The 22,631-nt window shown below is 66.7% G+C and carries 18 protein-coding genes and 4 pseudogenes; 21 read left to right on the top strand and 1 reads right to left on the bottom strand.

Going from position 1 to position 22,631, the window contains the following annotated elements; genetic code table 11:
* Window positions 1-268 precede the first annotated feature (268 nt).
* Window positions 269-1,402 (top strand): mannose-1-phosphate guanylyltransferase, encoded by a 1,134-nt coding sequence (locus tag KY499_RS07165; RefSeq protein WP_123254296.1) that lies wholly within the window; start codon window positions 269-271, stop codon window positions 1,400-1,402.
* 106 nt (window positions 1,403-1,508) lie between these two features.
* Window positions 1,509-2,709: pseudogene (locus KY499_RS07160) on the top strand (amidohydrolase).
* A gap of 72 nt (window positions 2,710-2,781) precedes the next feature.
* On the opposite strand, the gene KY499_RS07155 reads toward KY499_RS07160, so the two are convergent.
* Window positions 2,782-3,309 (bottom strand): DUF427 domain-containing protein, encoded by a 528-nt coding sequence (locus KY499_RS07155; RefSeq protein WP_219886638.1) that lies wholly within the window; start codon window positions 3,307-3,309, stop codon window positions 2,782-2,784.
* 107 nt (window positions 3,310-3,416) lie between these two features.
* Between KY499_RS07155 and KY499_RS07150 the strand changes: the two genes are divergently transcribed.
* The 19 genes and pseudogenes from KY499_RS07150 (at window position 3,417) to KY499_RS07060 (ending at window position 22,625) form a co-directional block, all read left to right on the top strand.
* Complete coding sequence (locus KY499_RS07150) at window positions 3,417-3,773, top strand: hypothetical protein (protein ID WP_219886637.1); 357 nt, start codon at window positions 3,417-3,419, stop codon at window positions 3,771-3,773.
* 324 nt (window positions 3,774-4,097) lie between these two features.
* Complete coding sequence (locus KY499_RS07145; protein WP_123254300.1) at window positions 4,098-4,577, top strand: MarR family winged helix-turn-helix transcriptional regulator; 480 nt, start codon at window positions 4,098-4,100, stop codon at window positions 4,575-4,577.
* Window positions 4,578-4,654: 77 nt separating this feature from the next.
* On the top strand, window positions 4,655-5,086 hold the full coding sequence (locus tag KY499_RS07140) for an organic hydroperoxide resistance protein (protein ID WP_219886636.1): 432 nt from the start codon (window positions 4,655-4,657) through the stop codon (window positions 5,084-5,086).
* Window positions 5,083-6,114, top strand: a complete 1,032-nt coding sequence (locus tag KY499_RS07135; RefSeq protein WP_219886635.1) for an NADP-dependent oxidoreductase — start codon at window positions 5,083-5,085, stop codon at window positions 6,112-6,114. Before KY499_RS07140 ends, KY499_RS07135 begins: the two co-directional genes overlap by 4 nt.
* A 298-nt stretch (window positions 6,115-6,412) precedes the next feature.
* The gene (locus tag KY499_RS07130) at window positions 6,413-7,483 is read left to right on the top strand and encodes a BMP family protein (RefSeq protein ID WP_123254303.1); all 1,071 of its coding nucleotides are present in this window, start codon (window positions 6,413-6,415) and stop codon (window positions 7,481-7,483) included.
* 167 nt (window positions 7,484-7,650) lie between these two features.
* Window positions 7,651-9,222, top strand: a complete 1,572-nt coding sequence (locus KY499_RS07125) for an ABC transporter ATP-binding protein (RefSeq protein ID WP_219886634.1) — start codon at window positions 7,651-7,653, stop codon at window positions 9,220-9,222.
* Window positions 9,215-10,516 carry an ABC transporter permease gene (locus KY499_RS07120; protein WP_219886633.1) on the top strand — a complete coding sequence of 434 codons (1,302 nt, stop codon included), beginning with the start codon at window positions 9,215-9,217 and terminating at the stop codon, window positions 10,514-10,516. The genes KY499_RS07125 and KY499_RS07120 overlap by 8 nt, the downstream gene beginning before the upstream one ends.
* Window positions 10,513-11,812, top strand: a pseudogene (locus KY499_RS07115) (ABC transporter permease). Before KY499_RS07120 ends, KY499_RS07115 begins: the two are co-directional and overlap by 4 nt.
* Before the next feature lie 56 nt (window positions 11,813-11,868).
* Window positions 11,869-12,219 carry a cytidine deaminase gene (locus KY499_RS07110; protein ID WP_258191074.1) on the top strand — a complete coding sequence of 117 codons (351 nt, stop codon included), beginning with the start codon at window positions 11,869-11,871 and terminating at the stop codon, window positions 12,217-12,219.
* Window positions 12,216-13,539 (top strand): annotated as a pseudogene (locus KY499_RS07105) (thymidine phosphorylase). Before KY499_RS07110 ends, KY499_RS07105 begins: the two are co-directional and overlap by 4 nt.
* Before the next feature lie 132 nt (window positions 13,540-13,671).
* Window positions 13,672-14,310: a DedA family protein gene (locus tag KY499_RS07100; RefSeq protein ID WP_123254309.1), complete on the top strand. Its 639-nt coding sequence runs from the start codon at window positions 13,672-13,674 to the stop codon at window positions 14,308-14,310.
* Window positions 14,311-14,470: 160 nt separating this feature from the next.
* Entirely contained in the window at window positions 14,471-15,217 is a 747-nt protein-coding gene (locus KY499_RS07095) for a DedA family protein (RefSeq protein WP_219886631.1), read from the top strand.
* 32 nt (window positions 15,218-15,249) lie between these two features.
* Entirely contained in the window at window positions 15,250-16,410 is a 1,161-nt protein-coding gene (locus KY499_RS07090; RefSeq protein WP_219886630.1) for an adenosine deaminase, read from the top strand.
* The gene (locus KY499_RS07085) at window positions 16,403-17,119 is read left to right on the top strand and encodes a MazG nucleotide pyrophosphohydrolase domain-containing protein (protein ID WP_258191004.1); all 717 of its coding nucleotides are present in this window, start codon (window positions 16,403-16,405) and stop codon (window positions 17,117-17,119) included. Before KY499_RS07090 ends, KY499_RS07085 begins: the two co-directional genes overlap by 8 nt.
* A 157-nt stretch (window positions 17,120-17,276) precedes the next feature.
* Window positions 17,277-18,557, top strand: a complete 1,281-nt coding sequence (gene eno, locus KY499_RS07080) for a phosphopyruvate hydratase (RefSeq protein ID WP_123254313.1) — start codon at window positions 17,277-17,279, stop codon at window positions 18,555-18,557.
* A 182-nt stretch (window positions 18,558-18,739) separates the two neighbouring features.
* The gene (locus KY499_RS07075; protein ID WP_123254314.1) at window positions 18,740-19,435 is read left to right on the top strand and encodes a septum formation initiator family protein; all 696 of its coding nucleotides are present in this window, start codon (window positions 18,740-18,742) and stop codon (window positions 19,433-19,435) included.
* 64 nt (window positions 19,436-19,499) lie between these two features.
* Window positions 19,500-20,228, top strand: coding sequence for a DUF501 domain-containing protein (locus tag KY499_RS07070; protein ID WP_258191003.1), 729 nt, complete (start codon window positions 19,500-19,502; stop codon window positions 20,226-20,228).
* The gene (locus tag KY499_RS07065) at window positions 20,225-21,172 is read left to right on the top strand and encodes an exopolyphosphatase (RefSeq protein ID WP_219886628.1); all 948 of its coding nucleotides are present in this window, start codon (window positions 20,225-20,227) and stop codon (window positions 21,170-21,172) included. The genes KY499_RS07070 and KY499_RS07065 overlap by 4 nt, the downstream gene beginning before the upstream one ends.
* Before the next feature lie 57 nt (window positions 21,173-21,229).
* Window positions 21,230-22,625: pseudogene (locus KY499_RS07060) on the top strand (S8 family serine peptidase).
* Window positions 22,626-22,631: the final 6 nt, after the last annotated feature.

Here is a 22,631-nt window from a genome sequence, read left to right as displayed (position 1 = left end):
GTTTTGTCGGCACTGAATAAACCTCCCTGCGACACAGCGGCGCTGGCATGGGACCACGCGGGGGAAACGCCTGCTGCGAGAGCACTCGTAAGCTCAAGCCTAAATCTAGGCTCCGCTCACAGCATATTCAATTTGGCGCTCCGCCGGGGACGTCCTCCGGCGCGGTTTTGCGCCAAAGTGAGACGAAGGACACATTCGCGGACGGCCCCGTGGGTGCGGCGGGGTGCTTTACCCTGCGGAGTCACCGGCGTCAGCTAAAGTGGCGGTGATGACTACAGACAAAGTGACAAACCAGGATTCACCGCTGGACCGCTTCATCGCGGTCATTCCAGCGGGCGGTGTGGGGACCCGGCTCTGGCCGCTGTCACGGGCAGCAGCCCCCAAGTTCCTCCATGACCTCACGGGGTCCGGCAGTACGCTGTTGCGCGCCACCTATGACCGCCTGCATCCCCTCGCGGGAACGCACATGCTGGTCGTCACCGGCGTTGCGCACCGCGCGGCGGTCTGCAGCCAACTGCCCGAGATCAAGGATTCCGATCTGGTGCTGGAGAGCGAGCCGAAGGACTCCGGAGCGGCAATTGGCCTGGCCGCGGCCATCCTGCACGAGCGGGATCCGGACACCATCATGGGCTCCTTCGCCGCGGACCAGGTGATCAGCCCGGAAGATCTGTTCCAGGACGCCGTCCGTGAGGCCATCCACACCGCGGCCGCCGGAAAAATCGTCACCATCGGCATCAAACCAACCCACCCTTCCACCGGGTTCGGTTATATCCGTTCCGGCGCCACCCTTAACATCCCCGGTGCGCCGAGCGCGCAGTCCGTTGTGGAGTTCGTGGAGAAGCCCAGCGAGGACGTTGCCCAGCAGTACGTGGACAGCGGCGAATACGTCTGGAACGCCGGGATGTTCGTGGCGCCCGTCGCGCTGATGCTCAAGCACCTCGAAGCCAACCAGCCAGTGCTTTTCGCCGGGCTGCAGGAAATCGCCCGGGCCTGGGACACTCCGCAACGGGACGAGGTCAAGGACCGGATATGGCCCACGCTGCCCAAGATCGCCATCGACTATGCCGTCGCCGAACCCGCCGCGGCGGCCGGGGACGTCGCCGTCGTGCCGGGCATCTTCGGCTGGGACGACGTCGGAGACTTCGCCTCCGTCGGCCGGCTCAACAGCGCCCGGGAAGTCGACGACGTCACGGTCCTCGGCGAGGGTGCCCGCGTCTTCACCGAGAACGCCAGCGGCGTTGTCGTTTCCGATACCAAGCGGGTGATCGCCCTGATTGGGATCAAGGACGTCGTTATTGTCGACACTCCCGATGCCCTCCTGGTCACCACGAAGGCGCATTCGCAGCGGGTCAAACAGGCTGTGGATGCCCTCAAGGCCAGGGGCGACGCCGACGTTCTCTAGCGGTTCTGCCGCCGTGGCTGACGCTGCGGAGGCTCCGCGCCGCAGGGAATCCGTAACCCGCTGTAGCCGATGCCTTTAATCGGTGCACCCTCGATAGAGTTGTTCCGTGCGCAACTACACTACTGAAGCTGAGCCCACCACACTGGTGGGGCCATGGCTGGAGCCCCTCCTGCCGGAGCTGATCGCGTTCCGCCGCGACCTCCACGCGCACCCGGAGTTGTCCTTCAAGGAGTTCCGGACCACGGAGAAGCTTGCGCAGCGGCTCGAAGCGGCCGGGCTCGCGCCCCGCCGGCTCGAAGGCACTGGACTCAGCGTCGATATCGGCGAAGGGCCCTATCGCGACCGCCTTGCGCGGCGACATCGACGCCCTGCCGATCATCGAGGACACCGGGCTGCCGTTCGCCTCGAAAAACCACGGTGTAACGCACGCCTGCGGGCATGATGTCCACACCACCACGATGCTGGGGATCGCTTTGATCCTGCAGCGGATGCACGAGCAATCGCCGCTGGGCGGATCGGTCCGGATCATCTTCCAGCCCGCCGAGGAAACCATGCCCGGCGGCGCGCACGCCTGCATTGAACAGGGCGTGCTGGAGGGGGTGCCGCGCATCCTGGCGCTGCACTGTGATCCGCGGATCGAGATCGGCAAAATCGGCACCCGGATCGGTGCCATCACTTCGGCCTCGGACACTATCAAGATTGAACTCTCCGGCCGCGGCGGCCACACGTCCCGCCCGCACCTGACCGAGGATCTGGTGTTTGCACTGGCCCAGATCGCGGTGAATGTCCCGGCCGTGCTCTCCCGCCGGGTCGATGTCCGCAGCGGCGTCTCCGTCGTCTGGGGACAGATCTCCGCCGGTTCCGCCCCGAACGCCATCCCCGGCACCGGTTACATGGCCGGCACCATGCGGTGCCTGGACCGCGACGCCTGGCACGGCGCCGGCGAACTGCTGGACGATGTGGTCCGGCAGGTCGCGGCGCCGTACGGAGTCGACGTCCATCTGGAACACACCCGCGGCGTGCCGCCCGTGGTGAACTCCGAGCACGAAACGGCCCTGATCGAGGCCGCGGCGCGTGCCGAGATCGGTGAGGGGGCCGTCGTCCTGACACCACAGTCCATGGGCGGCGAAGACTTCGCCTGGTTCCTGGCGGACGTTCCCGGCGCCATGATGCGCCTGGGCACCAAGACGCCGGGCGGCGAAGAGTACGACCTTCACCGTGGCGATTACATCGTGGATGAGCGGGCCCTGGGCCTGGGCATCCAGGTGCTCACGGCCGCGGCGCTCCGGACAATCCGCGACCTCTAGCCGGCGGGCACAGCGCCGGCGACTTTGCCGGGGAGCAGCCGGGTTCGATCTGGGCGTGCGGGAGCGATGCGCTCACCACCCGGCAGTGCCGGGGCCGCCTTTGAACGGGCCGACGATCTGCCTCGTGATCCAGCCGCCGTAGAAGTCACCCTCCTGGAAGGTCACCTGCTCGCCGTTGATTTCGCAGGAGTCCATGTGTCCCGGGTAGAGGGCCACACGGGTACAGAGTGCCTCGAAGCCCCGGGTGGGCTCCGGGTAGGTCCACCCGGCGCGGGGAGCGATGACTCCGCCCGCAGCGACGTCGAAGTAGTGCGCTTCCCCCTTGAACTCGCAGAAACTCGTGCCCTGGACCGGGACGAGGACACCGGCAGGGAATGCGTCCAATGGCAAGTAGTAGACAGGCGGATGGCTCGTCTCCAGGACGCGCAATGCATCAGTGGTGTCGGCAATTATCTGCCCGCCAAGCCGCACAATGACGCGTTCTGAACGTGGCTCGACCCTTGGCGGCCGCGGGTAGTCCCACACCGATTCTTGACCGGCTTTGGTTTTAGTGGGCTGGGGACGTCGGAAGAAGCCGGAAGAACCGTGAGCAGGAGTCATGCCTCCATCGTGCCAGCGTCCGCTGGGATTCCGCCGGGAACGCCGTGTGTGGGACCGCTTCGGCGGGTGCTCAGGCCACCGAAGCGACTACGGCCTTGAGGAGCCGCGTGATTGCTTCGGTCTTGTTCGGGTCGAGAGCATCCGGATGCGGCGGGGCGAACCGTCCCAAGCCGTTGTCGAAGGTCTTCCCCGACGCAACGGCCTGCCGGTTTGCCGACACAGATGTGGACGCTTCCGGAGCCGCGCTCGAGGGCGTCGAAGTGCTGTTGATGGTATCCGCTCCCGAAGGCCCCGAGCGCTTCGACCAGCACCGCACCTTTATCGAATCCGCCGCTGCGTCCGGCGTCCCCCATGTGGTCTACACCTCCTTCATCGACGCGTCGCCGGAGTCGACGTTCACGCTGGGCCGGGACCACTATGTGACCGAGGAGCACATCAAGTTGTCCGGGATGGACTACACATGACCGGCGCCGCCCGGGCCCTGTCCGTCGCACGGGCAGGGAGATCACGTTCCACAATGCGACCCTCGACGAGGCCTGCAGCTCCCGGCAGCAGTCGGGGGCCCAGGAATGGCGGATTGATCGTGGGTCTCCACATACACTGCCTTCGCCGCGGGGGAGCTCGCCGCCGTTAGCAACGACGTCGAGGCCATCACGGGGCGGTCCGCCACAACCCTGCGGGACGTCCTGGCGGGTTAGGCCGCAGACGCCCGGGCTCCGGCCCGGGCGTTTCCCCGCTCTCCCTTCAGTTGAGTTGTGCACAATTGAATTGTTGGCTATGTTTATGTCATGAACGAAGCCCAGCAGCCCGCGACGTCCGGATCTGGTGCCGGTCCGCTCGACGCACCGCGCCTCAACCGCCAGGTGTGCTTCGCCATGTACTCGGCGACCCGCGCCACGACCGCGGCGTACCGCCCGATGCTCGAGGAGCTGGGCCTGACCTACCCGCAGTACCTTGTGATGTTGGTGCTCTGGGAGGAACAGCCCCGCAGCGTTCGCGAGCTGGGGGAGGAGCTCGCCCTGGACTCTGGGACGCTCTCGCCGCTGCTCAAGCGGCTCGAAGCCCTCGGTCTCGTGGAGCGGCGGCGGTCCGCGGCAGATGAGCGCCGCGTCGAGGTCTTCCTCACGGACGCCGGCGCCGCACTGAGTGCCAAAGCCGCCGGCGTCCCGCAGCGGCTGGCGGAGGCCGCCGGATTATCCACCGCCGAACTCGACCAACTGCGCGACACCCTCAACCGGCTCGCCGCCGCACTGCAGTCCTCCCGCTAGACGCCGGCCCGCACGCGCCGCGTGCTTTGCCGTGCCTACAGATTTCGCATGATTCCACTGACCAGATCGGACTCCGTATGAAGACTCTCTATACCGCCGAGGCGCTCGCCTCGGGCGATGGCCGGGACGGAAATGCCCGCACCAGCGACGGCAAGCTCGACGTCGCCCTCGCCAGCCCCGTGGAGCTGGGCGGCGACGGCGCGGGCACCAACCCCGAGCAGCTCTTCGCTGCCGGCTATGCCGCCTGCTTCCATTCAGCCCTGCGGCTCGTGGGCCGCAGGGAAAAGGCTGACCTGACTGATTCCGCCGTCGCCGCCAAGATCCACTTCGGCGCCCTCGAAGACGGTGCCGGCTACGGACTGGCCGCCGAACTCGAGATCGCACTGCCGGCCGTGGACGCGCAGACCGCGGAAGCGCTCGTGGCCAAAGCCCACCAGATCTGCCCGTATTCCAATGCCACCCGAGGCAACATGACCGTCGACATCAAAATCCTGGAGTTTGCCGCATGAGCACCGCGACCGAAACCACGATCGTTCCCAGCACCACGCAGGAGATCCAGCTCGCAGCCCGGCCGGTCGGCCGCCCCGTTCCGGCGGACTTCCGTCTCGCGTCATCCGAGCTTCCCGAGCTGCAGGCGGGCCAGGTCCTGATCCGAAACCTCTTTCTCTCCGTTGACCCGTACATGCGTGGCCGCATGAATGACGCCAAGTCCTACGCGGCGCCCTACGAGCTGAATGAAGCGATGGAGGGCGGCGCGGTGGGCGAAATCATCGCCTCCCGTTCCGATGACCGCAAAGTCGGCGACGTCGTCGTCCATTCCCTGGGCTGGCGCGAATACGCCGTGCTGGATTCCGCCGCCACCGCGCCGGCGCGCACTGACCTGGCCCCGGCGCCTGCATTCCTCGGCGCGCTGGGCATGACCGGGCTCACAGCTTTTGCCGGACTCCTGAAGGTCGCCAACCTCCAGCCCGGCGAGGTCGTCTTCGTCTCCGGCGCGGCCGGTGCCGTCGGATCGCTGGTGGGGCAGATCGCCAAAGCCATGGGAGCCTCACGGGTAATCGGCAGCGCCGGTTCCGCCGAAAAAGTCGCACGCCTGCTGGAATTGGGCTTCGATAACGCCTTCAACTACAACGACGGTCCGGTTGCCGAGCAGCTGGCCGCAGCGGCGGGGGAGCGCGGCATCGACGTGTACTTCGACAATGTCGGCGGGGAGCACCTCGAAGCCGCGCTGTCAGCGCTCACCGTGGGTGGCCGCGTGGCCATGTGCGGAGCCATCTCGCAGTACAACGCCACCGAACCCACTCCGGCGCCGCGGAACCTCATGATGGCGGTCGGCAAACAACTGACGCTGAAGGGATTCCTGGTGGGCAGCTACTGGCAGCACATGGGCGAGTTCGCCGAAGCGATGGCCGGCTGGCTCGCCGACGGCACCGTCCGGTACGACGAGACGATCGTCGACGGGCTGGAGAATGCCCCGCAGGCCTTCATGGACCTGCTCGACGGCGCCAACACCGGCAAGATGCTCGTCCGGCTCTAAGGACACCCGCATGGCAACAGTGGCCGCTGCCCCTCAGGGCCGCGGCCACTACTGCTTGGTAACAAATTCTCAACAATCTGGGTAATCCGGGCACACTGTGTTATTCGAACGTGTCCCAGACCACTACAGTAGCTTGAGTCAGTGCGCCACGGCGCAGTGCTGCGAACTCATCAGTGACAACAGCGTTTCAACGGAAATCCGAAACAGACACTCATTGAACTCTCCGTCGTAGCGTCAACTCTTTCGTCCTGGAGGAAAATTGAAGAACTCAATGCGTGCAGCCCTTGGCCGCCGTTCAATGGCCGGCCTTGCCACCGTGAGCGCCGCGGCGCTCCTGCTGGCAGGCTGCGGTGCGGCCCCGGAGGCCGGAGGCGGCGCGACCGGCGCGGCCAGTGACTACACAGGCTGCATCGTCTCGGACTCAGGCGGGTTCGATGACCAGTCCTTCAACCAGTCCTCCTACGAGGGCCTGAAGAAGGCCGAAAAGGACCTGGGCATCAAGGTCAACCAGGTCGAGTCCAAGACCAACAACGACTTCGAACCGAACCTCCGAGCCATGGTCTCCGCCGGCTGCGACCTGACCATCACGGTCGGGTTCCTGCTCGGCGATGCCACCAAGGCCCAGGCCGAGGCAAACCCGGACGCGCACTTCGCCATCATCGACTTCGGCTACGACACCCCGATCGCCAACGTCAAGCCGATCATCTACGACACGGCCCAGGCCGCGTTCCTGGCGGGCTACCTTGCCGCCGGCACCACCAAGACCGGAACAGTCGCCACGTTCGGCGGCATCAAGATCCCCACCGTCACCATCTTTATGGACGGCTACGCCGACGGCGTGAAGTACTACAACGAGCAAAAGGGCGCCGACGTCAAGGTCCTGGGCTGGAACAAGGCCGCGCAGGACGGTTCGTTCACCGGTGACTTCGAAAAGCAGGACAAGGGCAAGCAGTTCACCCAGAACTTCCTCGACCAGGGCGCGGACATCGTTATGCCCGTCGCGGGACCGGTCGGAAAGGGCGCAGGCGCAGCGCTTAAGGAAGCCAAAGCCGCAGGCAAGGACGTCAAGCTGATCTGGGTTGACTCCGACGGCTACCTCACGGCACCGGACTACGCGGACATCATGCTCTCCTCCGTGATGAAGCAGATGGGCGAGGCAGTCGAGACCGTTATCAAGGAAGACAAGGACGGCAAGTTCTCCAACACGCCGTATGTTGGCACCCTGGCCAACGACGGAGTTCAGCTGGCTCCGTTCCACGATCTGGACTCCCAGGTTTCGGCTGAGTTGAAGGCCGAGCTGGAGCAGATCAAGAAGGACATTGCCGACGGCAAGCTCAAGGTCGAATCGGCAGCGAGCCCGAAGGCCTAACCTTCTCCACGAAGCGCCACGGCCCGTACGGTCACTCACCGCACGGGCTGTGGCGCTTTTCGTTTTGCGCGGTCCCGATCCGCGCCCGTCTGCGGGCACTAGGCTGGTGCCGCAGACCCATTTCCTGACCGGCACAGCCGCCGGACAATTCTAGATTGGTCAGAGTTTTGAAACTTGAACTCAAAGGGATCACCAAACGCTTCGGCTCCCTGGTAGCCAACGATCACATCGACGTGGTGGTTGAACCCGGGCAGATCCACTGCCTGCTGGGCGAGAACGGCGCCGGTAAATCCACGCTGATGAACGTCCTCTACGGGCTGTACGAGCCCACCGAGGGCGAAATCCTGATTGACGACAAACCCGTCAGCTTCCGCGGCCCCGGCGACGCCATGGCCGCCGGGATCGGCATGGTGCACCAGCACTTTATGCTGGTGCCGGTTTTCACCGTCGCTGAAAACGTTGCACTGGGCGGCGAGAGCACGAAACCCGGCGGGTTCCTGGACCTGGACGTCACGCGACGCAAAATCCGCGAGATCTCGGACAAGTACGGCTTCGACGTCGACCCGGACGCCCTCGTGGAAGACCTCCCGGTCGGTGTCCAGCAGCGCGTAGAGATCATCAAGGCCCTAGTGCGCGACGCGAAGGTGCTCATCCTGGACGAACCCACTGCCGTCCTGACGCCGCAGGACACCGACGAACTGCTGGATATCATGCGCCAGCTCAAGAGCAACGGCACGTCCATCGTCTTCATCTCGCATAAACTCCGCGAAGTCCGGGAAGTCTCGGACACAATCACGGTGATCCGTCGGGGCAAGGTCGTGGGCACTGCCAGCCCCACCGCGTCAACCACCGAACTGGCGTCCTTGATGGTCGGCCGCGCCGTCAGCCTCACCCTGGACAAGGCTCCGGCCGTGCCCCAGGAAACAACGTTCCAGGTCAAAGACCTCACCGTCATTGCGCCCAGCGGCCAGCACGTGGTGGACGGCATCAGCTTCGACATCGCCCGGGGTGAGATTTTGGCCGTGGCCGGTGTCCAGGGCAACGGGCAGACCGAACTCACCGAGGCCATTCTGGGCCTGCAACAGCGGGTGCACGGTTCCATCCTCCTGGACGGCGAGGAGCTGACGGGCCGCAGCGTCAAGGACATCCTGGGTGCCGGCGTCGGCTTCGTTCCCGAGGACCGTTCCGTCGACGGCCTGATCGGTTCCTTCTCCATCGCAGAAAACCTGATTCTGGACCGCTACGATCAGGCGCCCTTCGCGAAGGGCATCAGCATGAGCCCTGCCAAGGTCCTGGAAAACGCGGCCTCCCGGATCGAGGAATTCGACGTCCGCACCCCCTCCGGCTCACTGTCCGCAGGCACACTGTCCGGTGGAAACCAGCAGAAAGTTGTGATGGCCCGGGAGCTGTCCCGGCCGCTACGGCTCTTTATCGCGTCCCAGCCCACCCGCGGCGTCGACGTCGGCTCCATTGAATTCCTGCACAAGCGGATCGTAGCTGAGCGCGATAATGGGACTCCGGTCATGATTGTCTCGACCGAACTCGATGAGGTCATCGAACTCGCCGACCGGATCGCGGTCCTCTACAAAGGCCGGCTTGTGGGAATTGTCCCCGCCGGCACAGCACGGAACGTTCTTGGCCTGATGATGGCCGGTGTGACGCCGCACGAGGCCGCCAACGAAGAGCCCACTTCCCCGAACCGCCCGGCCGCAAGCGCCGAGGGAGGCGACCATGTCTGACAAAACTCCCCAGGACCCCCTGGAACAAGCCGAATCACCGAGCCCCGTTCCGGCACCGGCAACCGAGCAACCCCCGGCTGAGGCGCCTGACGGCGCCGATTCCGTCCTGCGCAAGATCTTCACCGGCAGCGGCATGGTCTCCGTGCTGGCCGTCCTGCTGGCCCTCATCATCGGCGGGCTCCTGATCGCCAGCACGGACCGGCGGGTCGAAGCCACAGCGGGCTACCTGTTCGCCCGCCCGGCCGACTTCTTCGGCGCCGTCTGGTCCGCAGCCACCCGGTCCTACGTTGCGCTCTTCCAGGGCTCGGTCTTCAACCCGCGCGGTTCCGGACTGGCCGGCCAGATCGCACCGCTGATGGAAACGCTGACCATCGCCACGCCGCTGATTACCGCGGGCCTCGGTGTGGCCCTGGCGTTCCGTGCCGGACTGTTTAATATCGGCGCACAGGGCCAAATCATCATCGCCGGCATCCTTGCCTCGTGGGTCGGCTTTGCCCTGCACCTTCCGCTCGGCCTGCACCTGCTGCTGGTCCTCGTGGCCGGCGTCGTGGGCGGCGCCATCTGGGGCGGCATCGTTGGGTTGCTGAAAGCCCGGACCGGGGCGCACGAGGTCATCGTGACCATCATGTTCAACTACATTGCCCTGTACCTGGTGCGGTATCTGCTGGATACCCCGGCGTTCCAGCGGCCGGGGGAGACCACCCCGATCTCCCCGATCCTGGACGCCACCGCGGTGTACCCGCAGATCTTCGGCAGCCAGTACCGGCTGCACCTGGGCTTCCTGCTCGCCATCGCGGCGACCGTCTTCGTCTGGTGGCTGCTCAACCGGTCCACGATCGGTTTTGAGTTCCGTGCCGTCGGTGCCAACCCGAAAGCATCCCTGACCGCCGGCATCAACGTCCCCCGAGCCACGGTGCTGGTGATGGCCATCGCGGGCGGACTGGCCGGCCTGTCCGGTGTCGCCCAGGTCGCGGGCACCGAGAAGGTCCTCACGGACGGGGTCGCGGCGACGTACGGTTTTGACGCCATCACGGTCGCGCTGTTGGGCCGGTCGTCGCCGTGGGGCACCTTTGCCGCCGGCGTGCTGTTCGGGGCCTTCCGCGCCGGGGCAGTGCAGATGCAGATCCAGACGGGCACCCCGATCGATATCGTGCTCGTTGTCCAGTCCCTGATCGTCCTCTTCATCGCAGCGCCGCCGCTCGTGCGCGCCGTGTTCGGACTTAATCCGCGTAAGAAGAAGCCCGCCACGGCCGGCACCTCGCGCAAGGCAGCAAGCACCGGAGGTGCAGCATGAGCACAACAACCACAGCAAACAAGCCGGCCGGGCAGGCCGCACCGGCCGTTTCAGTCACGCCCGTGACGTGGAAGCTGCCGGTAACCCTGGGCCTCCTCGGGATCGTGGCATTTGTCTTCTTTGGCCTGCTCGGGCCGGACAAGACCGCGAAGTTCGGCATCTCCTCCGGTGGGGACTTTTTCCAGCTCCCGGCCATTGAAGTGCCGGCCGCCCTGGGCGGTACCGTGCTCTCAGTCATCCTGCTGGCACTGGCCGGCTACGCCGCATTCCTGAAGACCCGGGATCAGCGGGCGCCGCGCTGGTTGCCGATCCTGTTCACGGTCCTGTTCGTTGCCGCGTTCCTGATCTGGGTGGTCGGCGGTGCCCGGACCACGAGCATCTCACTCGCCGGACTCATCGCCGGGTCCGTGACGCTGGCCGTGCCGCTGGTGTTTGGTTCCCTCTCCGGGGTGCTGTGCGAGCGCGTCGGCGTCGTGAACATCGCCATCGAAGGCCAGCTCCTGGGCGGGGGCCTTCACCGCCGCCATCGTGGCTTCGGTAACGCAGAACCCGTTTGTCGGCCTGCTGGCCGCCGCCGGCGCCGGTGCGCTGGTGTCCATGGTCCTGGCTGTGTTCAGCATCAAATACGTTGTCAACCAGATCATCGTCGGCGTTGTCCTGAACGTCCTGGTTTCCGGCCTCACCGGCTTCCTGTTCAGCACCGTGATGCAGGCCGACAAGGCGACGTTCAACTCGCCCGGCCGGCTTCCCATCATCGACATTCCGGTGCTCTCCAGCATCCCGGTCCTGGGGCCCATCCTGTTCAAGCAGTCCGTGGTGGGCTACCTGATGTACGTCGCCGTCATCCTCGTCTGGGTCGGGCTGTTCAAGACCAAATGGGGCCTGAGGGTCCGGGCCGTCGGGGAACACCCGCAGGCTGCGGACACCATGGGCATCAAGGTCAACGCCACCCGGTTCTGGAACGTCACGCTGGGAGGCGCCATCGCCGGTATCGGCGGATCCTTCTTCACCCTCGTGGCAATCGACAGTTTCACCAAGGAGATCTCCGGTGGCCGCGGCTTCATCGCCCTCGCCGCGTTGATCTTCGGCCGGTGGAACCCGATCGGTGCCTTCTTCGCGGCACTGCTGTTCGGTTTCGCGGACAACCTGCAGAGCATTGTGACTATTATCGGCACCCCGGTGCCGAGCCAGTTTATGGCCATGTTGCCCTACCTCGTAACGGTGCTGGCAGTGGCCGGCCTCGTCGGAAAGTCCCGTCCTCCGGCGGCCAGCGGCGTCCCGTACGTGAAGGGCTGACCGTGACCGTGAACGATGCCGACTGGGCGGCGCTCGAAGCGGCCGCCAACGCCGCCATGCGCAATGCCTACGCACCCTATTCGAAGTTCCCGGTCGGGGCGGCCGCGCTCACCACGGATGGCCGGATTATCAGCGGCTGCAACGTCGAAAACGCCAGTTACGGCCTGACCCTCTGCGCTGAATGTGCGCTGGTGGGCCAGCTCCAGATGACCGGCGGCGGCCGGCTGCGGGCCTTTTACTGCGTCGACGCCGGCGGCAACGTCCTGATGCCGTGCGGCCGCTGCCGGCAGTTGCTGTACGAATTCCGGGCTCCGGAAATGGAACTCATGACCACGCAGGGCATCAAGACCATGGACCAGGTGCTTCCCGACGCCTTCGGTCCCCAACACTTGGAGGAAACCCGGTGACACCCACCTCAGCAGCACACGAAGCGTTCGACGCCGTCGATATCATCCGGATCAAACGGGACCGGGGCGTCCTTAGCCCGGACCAGATCGACTGGACCATCGATGCCTACACCCGCGGCGCCATCGCCGACGAGCAGATGGCGGCCCCTGAACATGGCCATCCTGCTCAACGGCATGGACCGGGAGGAGATTTCGCGCTGGACGGCGGCAATGATCGCCTCCGGCGAACGGATGGACTTCTCCAGCCTCCGCCAGCCCGGCGGCGGGGTGAAGCCCACCTCGGACAAGCACTCCACCGGAGGGGTGGGGGATAAAATCACCCTTCCGCTCGCGCCCCTTGTGGCGGTATTCGGCGTCGCCGTTCCGCAGCTTTCGGGCCGCGGGCTCGGGCACACCGGCGGCACGCTGGACAAGCTGGAGTCAATCCCGGGGTGGCGGGCGGCGCTGAGCAACGACGAAATGATGGCCCAGCTCCAGGACATCGGTGCGGTGATCTGTGCCGCCGGTGCCGGCCTGGCCCCGGCGGACAAAAAGCTCTACGCACTCCGGGACGTCACCGGCACGGTAGAGGCCATCCCGCTGATCGCCTCCTCGATCATGAGCAAGAAAATCGCCGAAGGAACAGGTTCGCTGGTCCTGGACGTTAAGGTCGGCAGTGGCGCCTTTATGAAGGACGAGGCCCGGGCACGCGAACTGGCGGAAACCATGGTGGCGCTGGGCAAGGACGCCGGCGTCAACACCGTGGCGCTGCTGACCAACATGAACACACCCCTGGGCCTGACGGCGGGAAACGCCATCGAGGTCGAGGAATCCGTCGAGGTGCTCGCCGGGGGCGGCCCCGAAGATGTCGTTGAACTCACCGTCCGGCTGGCCGAAGAGATGCTGGCCTGCGCCGGCGTCCGCAACGCCGACCCCCGGGCCGCGTTGAAGGACGGCCGGGCGATGGATGTCTGGAACCGGATGATCGAGGCCCAGGGCGGGGATCCCCGGGCGAAGCTTCCCGTCGCCAGGGAGTCCGAGGTTATCTACGCGCAGGCCGACGGTGTCCTGGTCGAACTCGACGCCATGGCTGTCGGTGTTGCCGCGTGGCGGCTCGGGGCAGGGCGTGCCCGCAAGGAAGACATGGTCCAGGCCGGGGCGGGAGTGCGCATGCACGCCAAGCCGGGTGCCACGGTCAAAGCCGGCGAGCCGCTGATGACCCTCCTGACCGACACCCCGGAGAAGTTTGCACGGGCCAGGGAGGCCCTCGAACACGCCGCCGTTATCGCTCCGGACGGATCCCGGCCCGCCCAGCGGCTGATCATCGACCGCATCGCCTAAGGCGTTCCGGCACTAGACTGGGCACCACGGCAAAGCGGCAAATTCCCGGGCAGGCGGGCGGCCGGCGGCAGTACGCCGCCGGCCGCCGCGCCGGCCAGGGAGAAAACGGACCCCGCCGCGCGTTAGGAAACTGTGCAGGAAATCAATGACTTCATCCTCGCGGCCGCAGGACAACCCTGGGTCCTCGTCCTTGTGTTCGCGTGCTGCGTCATTGACGGTTTCTTTCCACCCATTCCCAGCGAGTCCGTGGTGGTCGGCCTGGCCGCCGTCGCCGCCACCGCAAACGTTCCCGTTCCGCTCTACCTGATCGGCACGGCCGCCGCGGGCGCTTTTATCGGCGACAACATTGCGTACCTGATCGGCCGGGGCGCCGGCACCAGCCGCCGGGCCTGGATGCGTGGACCGCGAATGCAGACGACCTTCCATTGGGCCGGAACAGAACTCCGGAAGAGGCCGGCGTCCCTGATCCTGGTGGCCCGCTTCGTCCCGATCGGGCGGGTGGCCGTCAACCTGACGGCGGGGGCCACCGGGTTCCCGCGGCCCAGGTTCGTGGCGCTGACCGTGTTGTCGGCGGTGCTGTGGGCCGTCTATTCGGTGGGCATCGGCATGTTCTTCGGGCAGTGGTTCGAGGAGAACCACTTGCTGGGGGCCACCATCGCCATCCTGTGTGCGATTGTGCTGGGAGTCCTCGTGGATTTCGTGATTGGCAAGGTCCGGGGCCGGCTGCCGGTGGAACCGACGTCCACAGTTCCCCCCGCGGATTCGCCATGACGACGGCCCACGGCGGTCCGGGACGCGCCCGTAGCGAAACTGAACGCGGCCATGGGACACTGGGAACGATCCGGCCCCCGCCGGATCAGCGGTGCCAATTCCAGACCGTCCGCGTCCCGCCCGTCCGTCAGCATCACGATCGTTGAGGAGCAGTGCCTGCATGGATTTCATCAGTGACGCCGTGCTCCACGCGGCCGGCCAGTGGTGGATCTATCCGGTGCTGCTGGTCTTCTTTTTCGTCGACGGCTTCGCCATGGTGGTCCCCAGTGAGACGCTCATTGTGGCGCTCTCCGCTTTCTCGCTGCGCAGCGGGCAGCCCAACCTCTGGATCCTCGGCCTGACGGCCCTCGTCGGCGCCATAGCCGGTGACAACATGGCCTATCTGCTGGGACGCAGAATCGGTCTGGAGCGATTCCGCTGGATGCGCCGGCCCAAGGTCCAGCTGGTGTTCGCCTGGGCGCGCCAGGAACTTGAGAAACGCGGCGCCGTCCTGATCTTCACTGCCCGGTACATCCCGTGGGGCCGCGTCGCCGTCAACTACGTCGCCGGCACTACCGGCTTTCCGCGCCGCCGGTTCTTCGTCCTTGACGCGGCGGCATGCGTCACCTGGGTCGCCTACTCCATCGGCATCGGACTCCTTGCGAGCTCCTTCCCGTTGTTGCACCATAACCCGCTGCTGAGTGCCGGTATCGCCGTGGTCTTCGCGATCGTGCTTGGAATCCTGATCGATCACCTCCTGCGCTGGTGGCACCGCCGCCTCGCCCGGCACGACGTGCAGCCTGAGGACCCCGCAGCGGAACCAGCGGAACCGGCGGAACCAGCGGAACCGGCAGCAACAACGGATGCACGCGCCGAAAGTGTCGCCCTCGCCGGGCCGTCCGCCGAAACCGACGCCGCCGGGAAGTAGCGCCGGAAGTCCTGCGACCCTAAGGTGGGAACGTGACTGACACAATTCCTGACGATGCCCCTGACCTCGACTTCGATCTGAAGGCCCTCCCCAAGGTTTCCCTGCACGACCATCTGGACGGCGGACTGCGTCCGGCCACCATCATCGAACTTGCCGCGGCGGTGGGTCACCCCCTGCCCTCGACCGATCCCGTCGCGCTCGGCGAGTGGTTCCGCGAGTCTGCCGACTCCGGTTCGCTGGTGCGCTACCTCGAAACCTTCGACCACACCATCGCCGTGATGCAGACCCGGGAAGGCCTCAGCCGGGTCGCCAAGGAATTCGTCGAAGACCTGGCCGACGACGGGGTCGTCTACGGCGAAGTCCGCTGGGCGCCCGAGCAGCACCTGCAGCAGGGCCTGAGCCTGGACGACGTCGTCGAGGCCGTCCAGGCAGGACTGGACGCCGGCGTCGATGCCGTGGCCGAAACCGGCCGGGACATCCAGGTCGGGCAGCTCATCACCGCCATGCGCCATGCAGACCGCGGCCAGGAGATCGCCGAACTGGCAGTCCGGCACCGCAACAACGGCGCCGTCGGCTTCGACATCGCCGGGGCCGAGGACGGTTTCCTGCCCGCACGCTTCAAGGACGCCTTCACCTACCTCGCGGCGCACAATTTCCCCGCCACCGTGCACGCCGGCGAAGCCGCCGGACTTGAAAGCATCCAGTCCGCACTCGTGGACGGCCGGGCCCTGCGCCTGGGCCACGGCGTGCGGATCGCCGAAGACATCACCGTGGAATTCGACGACGAGGACGCAGCCACGGACGACGGCGCGGATGAGGTCAACGACAACATCGGCCTGGTCACGCTCGGCGATCTCGCCAGCTGGGTCCGCGACCGCGGCATCGCACTGGAGATCTGCCCGTCCTCGAACCTGCAGACCGGAGCGATTGCCGGATTCGGCGAAGGTATCGAAAGCCACCCGCTGGACATGCTCTACCAGCTGGGCTTCAACGTCACCATCAACACCGACAACCGGCTGATGAGTGGCGTGACCCTCACGGACGAATTCGAGCTTCTCGTGGAGACGTTCGACTACGACCTCGACGACCTGCTGGAACTGACCCTGAATGCGGCCGAGGCGGCCTTCCTCCCGCTGGAGGAGAAGGAAGCCCTGGTCGAGTACATCAACGAGGCCTACGCCGACCTTGGCTAAAGGAGAAGTACCGTCCGGCCAGGGGCTGTGGGAGCTGCTGGGGGTCATTGTGGCCCTGCGCGAACACTGCCCCTGGACGGGCGCCCTTACCCACGGGTCCCTCGTGGAATACCTCCTGGAGGAGGCGTACGAGGTGGCGGAGACGATCGAGGCAGGGGGACAGGACGCCGAGCTGAAGAACGAGCTCGGCGATGTCCTGCTGCAGGTGGTCCTGCACTCCCGGCTCGCTGAGGAGCGGAACTCCTTCACGTTCGACGACGTCGCCCGCGGACTCACTGACAAGATGATCCGCCGCAACCCGCACGTGTTCCGCCACGACGGCACGCTGCACGAAACATTCCCCGCGACTGTGGAGGAAATCGTCCTGACCTGGGACGCCGTGAAGAAAGCGGAGAGACCGGATCGCAGCCACGCCTTCGACGGCGTTCCGGCGGACCTTCCGGCCCTGGCCCGGGCCCAGAAGCTGCTGGACCGCGCCGAACGGGCAGGCCTGCCGGCCGCACCGCCGCGCGCGGACCGCGGCGGCAACCCCGCCGCGGGACACGCCGGAACGGACGCCCGGGGACCCGCGACCGAAGACGAGCTCGGAGAGTTTTTGTTCGGCGTCGTGGCCTCCGCCCAGGCCAAGGGCCTGGACGCTGAACGCGCCCTGCGCGGCGCCGTGCGGCGCTTCCAGGCCCGGCAGAGCCGCCCGTCATCCGCCTCGTGACGTCCGGAGACTGGATAGGGTTCCGTAACCCAGGCCGCTCTCGACTAGGCTAAAGGCGACGAGGACGTCGGTTTTACGCCAGATGTCCGGCCTGATGCACGGCTGGACATCCGGCACTCAGATTCCCAGCAATCGCTTCACCCAAAGGAGCTTTTCCATGGCGCTTATCGATGCCATTCACGCCCGCGAGATCCTCGATTCCCGTGGCAACCCGACCGTAGAAGTTGAAGTCCTGCTCTCGGACGGCCAGATCGGCCGCGCAGCAGTACCTTCCGGAGCCTCCACCGGCGAGCACGAGGCCGTTGAACTCCGGGACGGTGACAAGGGCCGCTACCTCGGCAAGGGTGTCCAGAAGGCCGTCGATGCCGTCATCGACCAGATCGCCCCGGCTCTGATCGGCTTCGACGCCACCGACCAGCGCAGCATCGATCAGTCCATGATCGACCTGGACGGCACCGCCAACAAGTCCAAGCTCGGCGCCAATGCCATCCTGGGCGTGTCCCTGGCCGTGGCCAACGCCGCAGCCGCCTCCGCGGATCTGCCGCTCTACAAGTACCTGGGCGGCCCGAACGCCCACGTCCTGCCCGTGCCGCTGATGAACATCCTCAACGGCGGCTCGCATGCCGACTCCGATGTTGACATCCAGGAATTCATGATTGTGCCGCTCGGTGCGGACACCTTCTCCGAAGGCCTTCGCTGGGGCGTCGAGGTTTACCACGAGCTCAAGGCAGTCCTGCAGGCCAAGGGCCTGTCGACCGGCCTCGGCGACGAGGGCGGCTTCGCCCCGAACCTGCCCTCCAACCGTGCAGCCCTGGACCTGATCCAGGAAGCGATTAAGAACGCCGGCTACACCCCGGGCAAGGACATCGCCCTGGCCCTGGATGTTGCCTCCTCCGAGTTCTACAAGGACGGTGCCTATCAGTTCGAGGGCAAGTCCCTCAGCGCCGCCGAGATGAGCGCGTACTACGCCGAACTCGTTGCCGACTACCCGCTGGTTTCCATTGAAGATCCGCTGGACGAGAACGACTGGGACGGCTGGAAGACCCTTACCGACGCCGTCGGCGACAAGGTCCAGATTGTTGGCGACGACCTCTTCGTCACCAACCCGGAGCGCCTGCAGACCGGCATTGACTCACGCACCGCCAACTCGCTGCTGGTCAAGGTCAACCAGATCGGTTCCCTGACCGAGACCCTGGACGCCGTTTCGCTCGCGCAGCGCGCCGGCTACACCACCATCACCTCGCACCGCTCCGGCGAGACCGAGGACACCACCATCGCCGACATCGCCGTTGCCACCAACGCCGGTCAGATCAAGACCGGCGCACCGGCCCGCTCAGAGCGCGTCGCGAAGTACAACCAGCTGCTGCGCATTGAAGAGGAACTCGATGACGCCGCACGCTACGCCGGCCGCAGCGCCTTCCCGCGTTTCAAGGGCTAGAAGCACCACAAACCGGTAACCGGTGGCTATGGTTGAAAGACCATGGCCACCGGTTCTGTTTTAGCCGCTGGCGCACCGGCCCCCGGCCGGCGAACCCGCCCGGCGGACCCGGTCCCAGCCATGGACGCCAGCGTGGAAGCAGCAACCCCAGCCCGGCAGGGACCGGGCATTACAGGAGTGACATGGCCACCCGCCGTCCCAAGGTCCCCCGGGCTACGCCCGCGGCGTCAGAGGCAGAGTCAGTGGCTGCGGACGGCGGCGGCGACGTCATCGAGGCCGACTTCGGCGGCGCACCCGCCCCGGGCACAAACCATGAGGTGCAATCCCCGCCGCCGGCATCCGGCAACCCGAAGCCCGGCAAACGGGGAGCCGGCAAATCGGCATCGGGAAAAACCACGTCCCGCCGGCCCGGCAATGGTCTGCCTGGCCGCAACGGGACCGCCAAAACCGCCGCCGGAGGGGACACCGCCGGGGAAAACCTCGAGCCCGTCCCCGCCAAGGCGTTCTCCGGACGGCTCCTGGCACTCGGCGTCGTTATGATTGCCATCACTATCCTGCTGGCGCCCACCGTAAAGATTTTCGTCGACAAACGTGCTGAGATCGCCGCTCTCGAGGCCGACATCGCGGACAAACAAGCCACCCGGGACGACCTTAAACGCGAGGTCTCGCGGTGGCAGGACCCCAACTACGTCAAGCAGCAGGCGCGCAACCGCATTAACATGGTTATGCCCGGAGAGACGGGCTACTGGGTCTTCGGCAGCGATCTTCCTGCCACGGAGTCCGGAAGCGCGGCCGCGGCAGCAACAGCCCAAGACCCAGCCAACCTGCCCTGGGTGGACACCCTGTGGGAGTCCATCAGGCGGTCGGCAACAGACTAGAAGCGGCGCCCGCCGCCGGATCGTCCCCGGACGATCCTCCACAGGGCAGGAAGGTGCCACGCCAGTGGACGAGAACCAATCGCCAGAGCCCACCGCCGCAGCGGACCCGGCGGATGAGAACACGGCAGGCACCGCGGAAGGATCCCGACGGCCGTCGCCACACGACCTCGACGTCCTGAGCCGCCAACTGGGACGCCCCGTCCGGGACGTCGTAGAAATTCCGGCGCGCTGCGTATGTGGCAACCCGCTCGTAGCCGCCACCTCACCCCGGCTGGGAAACGGCACCCCGTTTCCCACCACGTTCTACCTGACCCATCCGGTCATCACCTCCGCCGTCTCACGGCTGGAAGCCGCCGGCCTGATGAACGAGATGAACGAGCGCCTGGGCGCCGACGCCGATCTGGCCGCCGGTTACCGCGGCGCCCACGAGGCCTACCTCGCCACCCGGGCCGGGATCGGTGCCCGTGCCGGGATCGGAGCCGTCCCCGAAATCGACGGAATCTCCGCCGGCGGGATGCCGGCCCGGGTCAAATGCCTGCACGTCCTCGTCGGCCATTCCCTCGCCGCCGGACCGGGCGTCAACCCGCTCGGCGATGAAGCGGTCGCGGCCATCGCCGAATGGTGGACTGCCGACCGGTGCTATTGCGACGGCGCCTGGGACACCGGGGGAGAGGCTCCGTCGCGGGACCTCAGCCGGCACGGGCCGCAAGGCCTGCCGGCCATTGTCGGACGACCGGCCCCGGTCCGCAAGACCAGCGCCGGAACTGCCGATAGCTCCGGAGCAGGCCAGTGAGCCGCGTCGCCGCCATCGACTGCGGCACCAACTCCATCCGGCTCCTGATCGCGGACATCGACGCCGACGGCGGCACTCCGCGTCTGACCGACGTCGTGCGCGAAATGCGCGTCGTCCGGCTGGGGCAGGGCGTGGATGCTACCGGAGAACTCTCCCGGGACGCCCTTGACCGCACGTTCGCCGCCGCCGCGGATTATGCTGCCATGATCCGCGAGCACGGCGCGGGGAAGGTGCGTTTTGTCGCCACCTCCGCGACCCGCGATGCCCGCAACCGGCAAGTTTTTGTTGACGGGATCCGCGATCTCCTGGGCGTGGAGCCGGAGGTGATAACCGGCGATGAGGAAGCAGCCCTGTCCTTTGCCGGCGCCAGCAGCGTCCTGCCGTCGCGGGGAGGGGACCTGGTCCTGGTCGTCGATCTTGGCGGCGGCAGCACCGAGTTCGTAGTGGGCAACGCCGACGGCGTCATTGCGGCCCGGTCCGTCGACGTCGGCTGCGTCCGAATGACAGAACGGCACCTGCGCAGCGACCCGCCCACCGCTGCGCAAATCCAGGCGGCAGAGGCCGACGTCGACGCCGCGATCAGCGAGGCGGCACTGACCGTCCCGCTGGAACGCACCGCGGTCGTGGTCGGCGTGGCAGGCTCCGTCACCACCATCACGGCCCATGCATTGCGGCTGCCGGAGTACTCTCCGGAGGCAATCCACGGCACCGAACTGGGACTTGATGCCGGCCGCGACGCCTGCACAGATCTCCTCGCAATGACCCGCGAAAGCCGGGCGGCCCTGCCCTACATGCACCCCGGCCGGGTGGACGTGATCGGAGCCGGTGGACTCATTTGGCGTCGGGTTCTGGAGCGCCTGGCCGAAGCCACCGGCGGCCGGATCGCGACAGCAGTCACCAGCGAACACGATATTCTTGACGGAATCGCCCTTAGCATCAGCTGACGGCGCGTCAGCCGGCCATCACGGCAGAGCCACCAGCCGAACCGCAAAAGGACCTGAATGACCAGAGCAACAGCCCGGCCCGGCCGGACCGTCTCCGCGTTGATGGCCCTGGCTGTGGCGGCGGGCACGTTCATGGCGGCCCTGACCGCTGCCCCGGCCGCGCAGGCCGACAGTTGGCGCGACAAGCAGTACTGGCTCGCCGAGTCAGGCATCACCAAGGCCTGGGAGGTCTCCAAGGGTGCCAACGTCAAGATCGCTGTCATCGACAGCGGCGTGGACGGCACGCACCCGGATCTGGCGGGGGTCCTGGCAGGGGGCTCCGACATGTCCGGTGCCGGCAGCCCCGACGGGCGCCTGAGTATCGGCGCCAAGCCCGAGCACGGGACGCTGGTGGCGACGCTGCTGGCCGGTCGCGGCCACCGGCCTGCCAGCGCCAAAGCCAGTCCCAGCGCCAGCCCCAGCGCCAGCGCCAGTCCATCCTCCTCCCCGGGGGCCCGACGGGCTCGTCGGCGTCGCCCCGGAAGCCCAGCTGCTGTCCGTCTCGACCTGGCTGGGATCGGACAACCCCGGCGGCAAGACGGACCAGGAACAGATTCCCGAGGCCGTGCGGTGGGCCGTCGACAACGGCGCACGGGTCATCAACATTTCGTTGGGCAGTACCTCGCCGGAATGGCCACAGAGCTGGGACGCGGCGTTCCTGTACGCGGAGCAGAAGGACGTTGTGATCGTCGCTGCAGCGGGCAACCGCGTGGGCGGCAACGTACAGGTCGGCGCCCCTGCCACGATTCCCGGAGTGCTGACCGTGGCAGGACTGAGCCGGCGGGGGACCGCCAGCATCGATTCCTCCTCGCAAGGCATCAGTATCGGCGTAGCAGCGCCGGCCGAGGATCTGGTCGGGGGATTGCCTGGCGGTGGTTATGCCGATTGGGCCGGGACCTCGGGAGCCACCCCCATTGTTGCCGGTGTGGCAGCACTGATCCGTTCCAAATGGCCGGAGATGACGGCGAAGCAGGTCATCAACAGGATCGTCAGCACCGCCAGGGACGCCGGGGTGCCGGGAAAGGACCCGCTGTATGGCTACGGTGTCCTGGACGCGGAAGCCGCGCTCAAGGCGGACGTTCCCGAGACGAAGGTCAACCCGCTGGGTTCGATGTCGGACTGGATCCGGGTCCACCGGCGCGGAAACGCGGAGACGAGCGCGGCCTCGGCAGCCCCGGCACCGTCGGACGTCGCGCCCACCCTGCCGGAGCCAACCGTCCCGGTTGCACAAGCCCCGTCGCCGCTGGATGACGCCGTGCCTGCCCTCGTTGTCCTGGGGTTCGGGAGCCTCCTGCTCGGCATCGTCGGCGCCGCCGGTTTCCACCTGCGGCGCGCACTCCGGAACCCGCCGGCCGCGACCGGCGCGGGGGACACAGGAGTGCTCGATACGGCAGGCAGCCGTGACCGGCACTAGTTAGTG

The organism is Arthrobacter sp. PAMC25284 (assembly GCF_019443425.1).
GTDB lineage: Bacteria > Actinomycetota > Actinomycetes > Actinomycetales > Micrococcaceae > Arthrobacter > Arthrobacter oryzae_A.
Note: the sequence above shows the minus strand (reverse complement) of the source record. Positions and strands in the feature narration are given on the sequence as shown.

What these genes read in the sequence shown, in the direction of transcription:
- KY499_RS07075 (WP_123254314.1), top strand. Translation starts at nt 18,740, where the DNA reads ATGGCCACCCGCCGTCCCAAGGTCCCCCGGGCTACGCCCGCGGCGTCA.
- KY499_RS07155 (WP_219886638.1), bottom strand. Translation starts at nt 3,309, where the DNA reads ATGACTCCTGCTCACGGTTCTTCCGGCTTCTTCCGACGTCCCCAGCCC.
- KY499_RS07140 (WP_219886636.1), top strand. Translation starts at nt 4,655, where the DNA reads ATGAAGACTCTCTATACCGCCGAGGCGCTCGCCTCGGGCGATGGCCGG.
- KY499_RS07120 (WP_219886633.1), top strand. Translation starts at nt 9,215, where the DNA reads ATGTCTGACAAAACTCCCCAGGACCCCCTGGAACAAGCCGAATCACCG.
- KY499_RS07130 (WP_123254303.1), top strand. Translation starts at nt 6,413, where the DNA reads ATGGCCGGCCTTGCCACCGTGAGCGCCGCGGCGCTCCTGCTGGCAGGC.
- KY499_RS07095 (WP_219886631.1), top strand. Translation starts at nt 14,471, where the DNA reads ATGGATTTCATCAGTGACGCCGTGCTCCACGCGGCCGGCCAGTGGTGG.
- KY499_RS07110 (WP_258191074.1), top strand. Translation starts at nt 11,869, where the DNA reads ATGCGCAATGCCTACGCACCCTATTCGAAGTTCCCGGTCGGGGCGGCC.
- KY499_RS07165 (WP_123254296.1), top strand. Translation starts at nt 269, where the DNA reads ATGACTACAGACAAAGTGACAAACCAGGATTCACCGCTGGACCGCTTC.
- KY499_RS07135 (WP_219886635.1), top strand. Translation starts at nt 5,083, where the DNA reads ATGAGCACCGCGACCGAAACCACGATCGTTCCCAGCACCACGCAGGAG.
- eno (WP_123254313.1), top strand. Translation starts at nt 17,277, where the DNA reads ATGGCGCTTATCGATGCCATTCACGCCCGCGAGATCCTCGATTCCCGT.
- KY499_RS07145 (WP_123254300.1), top strand. Translation starts at nt 4,098, where the DNA reads ATGAACGAAGCCCAGCAGCCCGCGACGTCCGGATCTGGTGCCGGTCCG.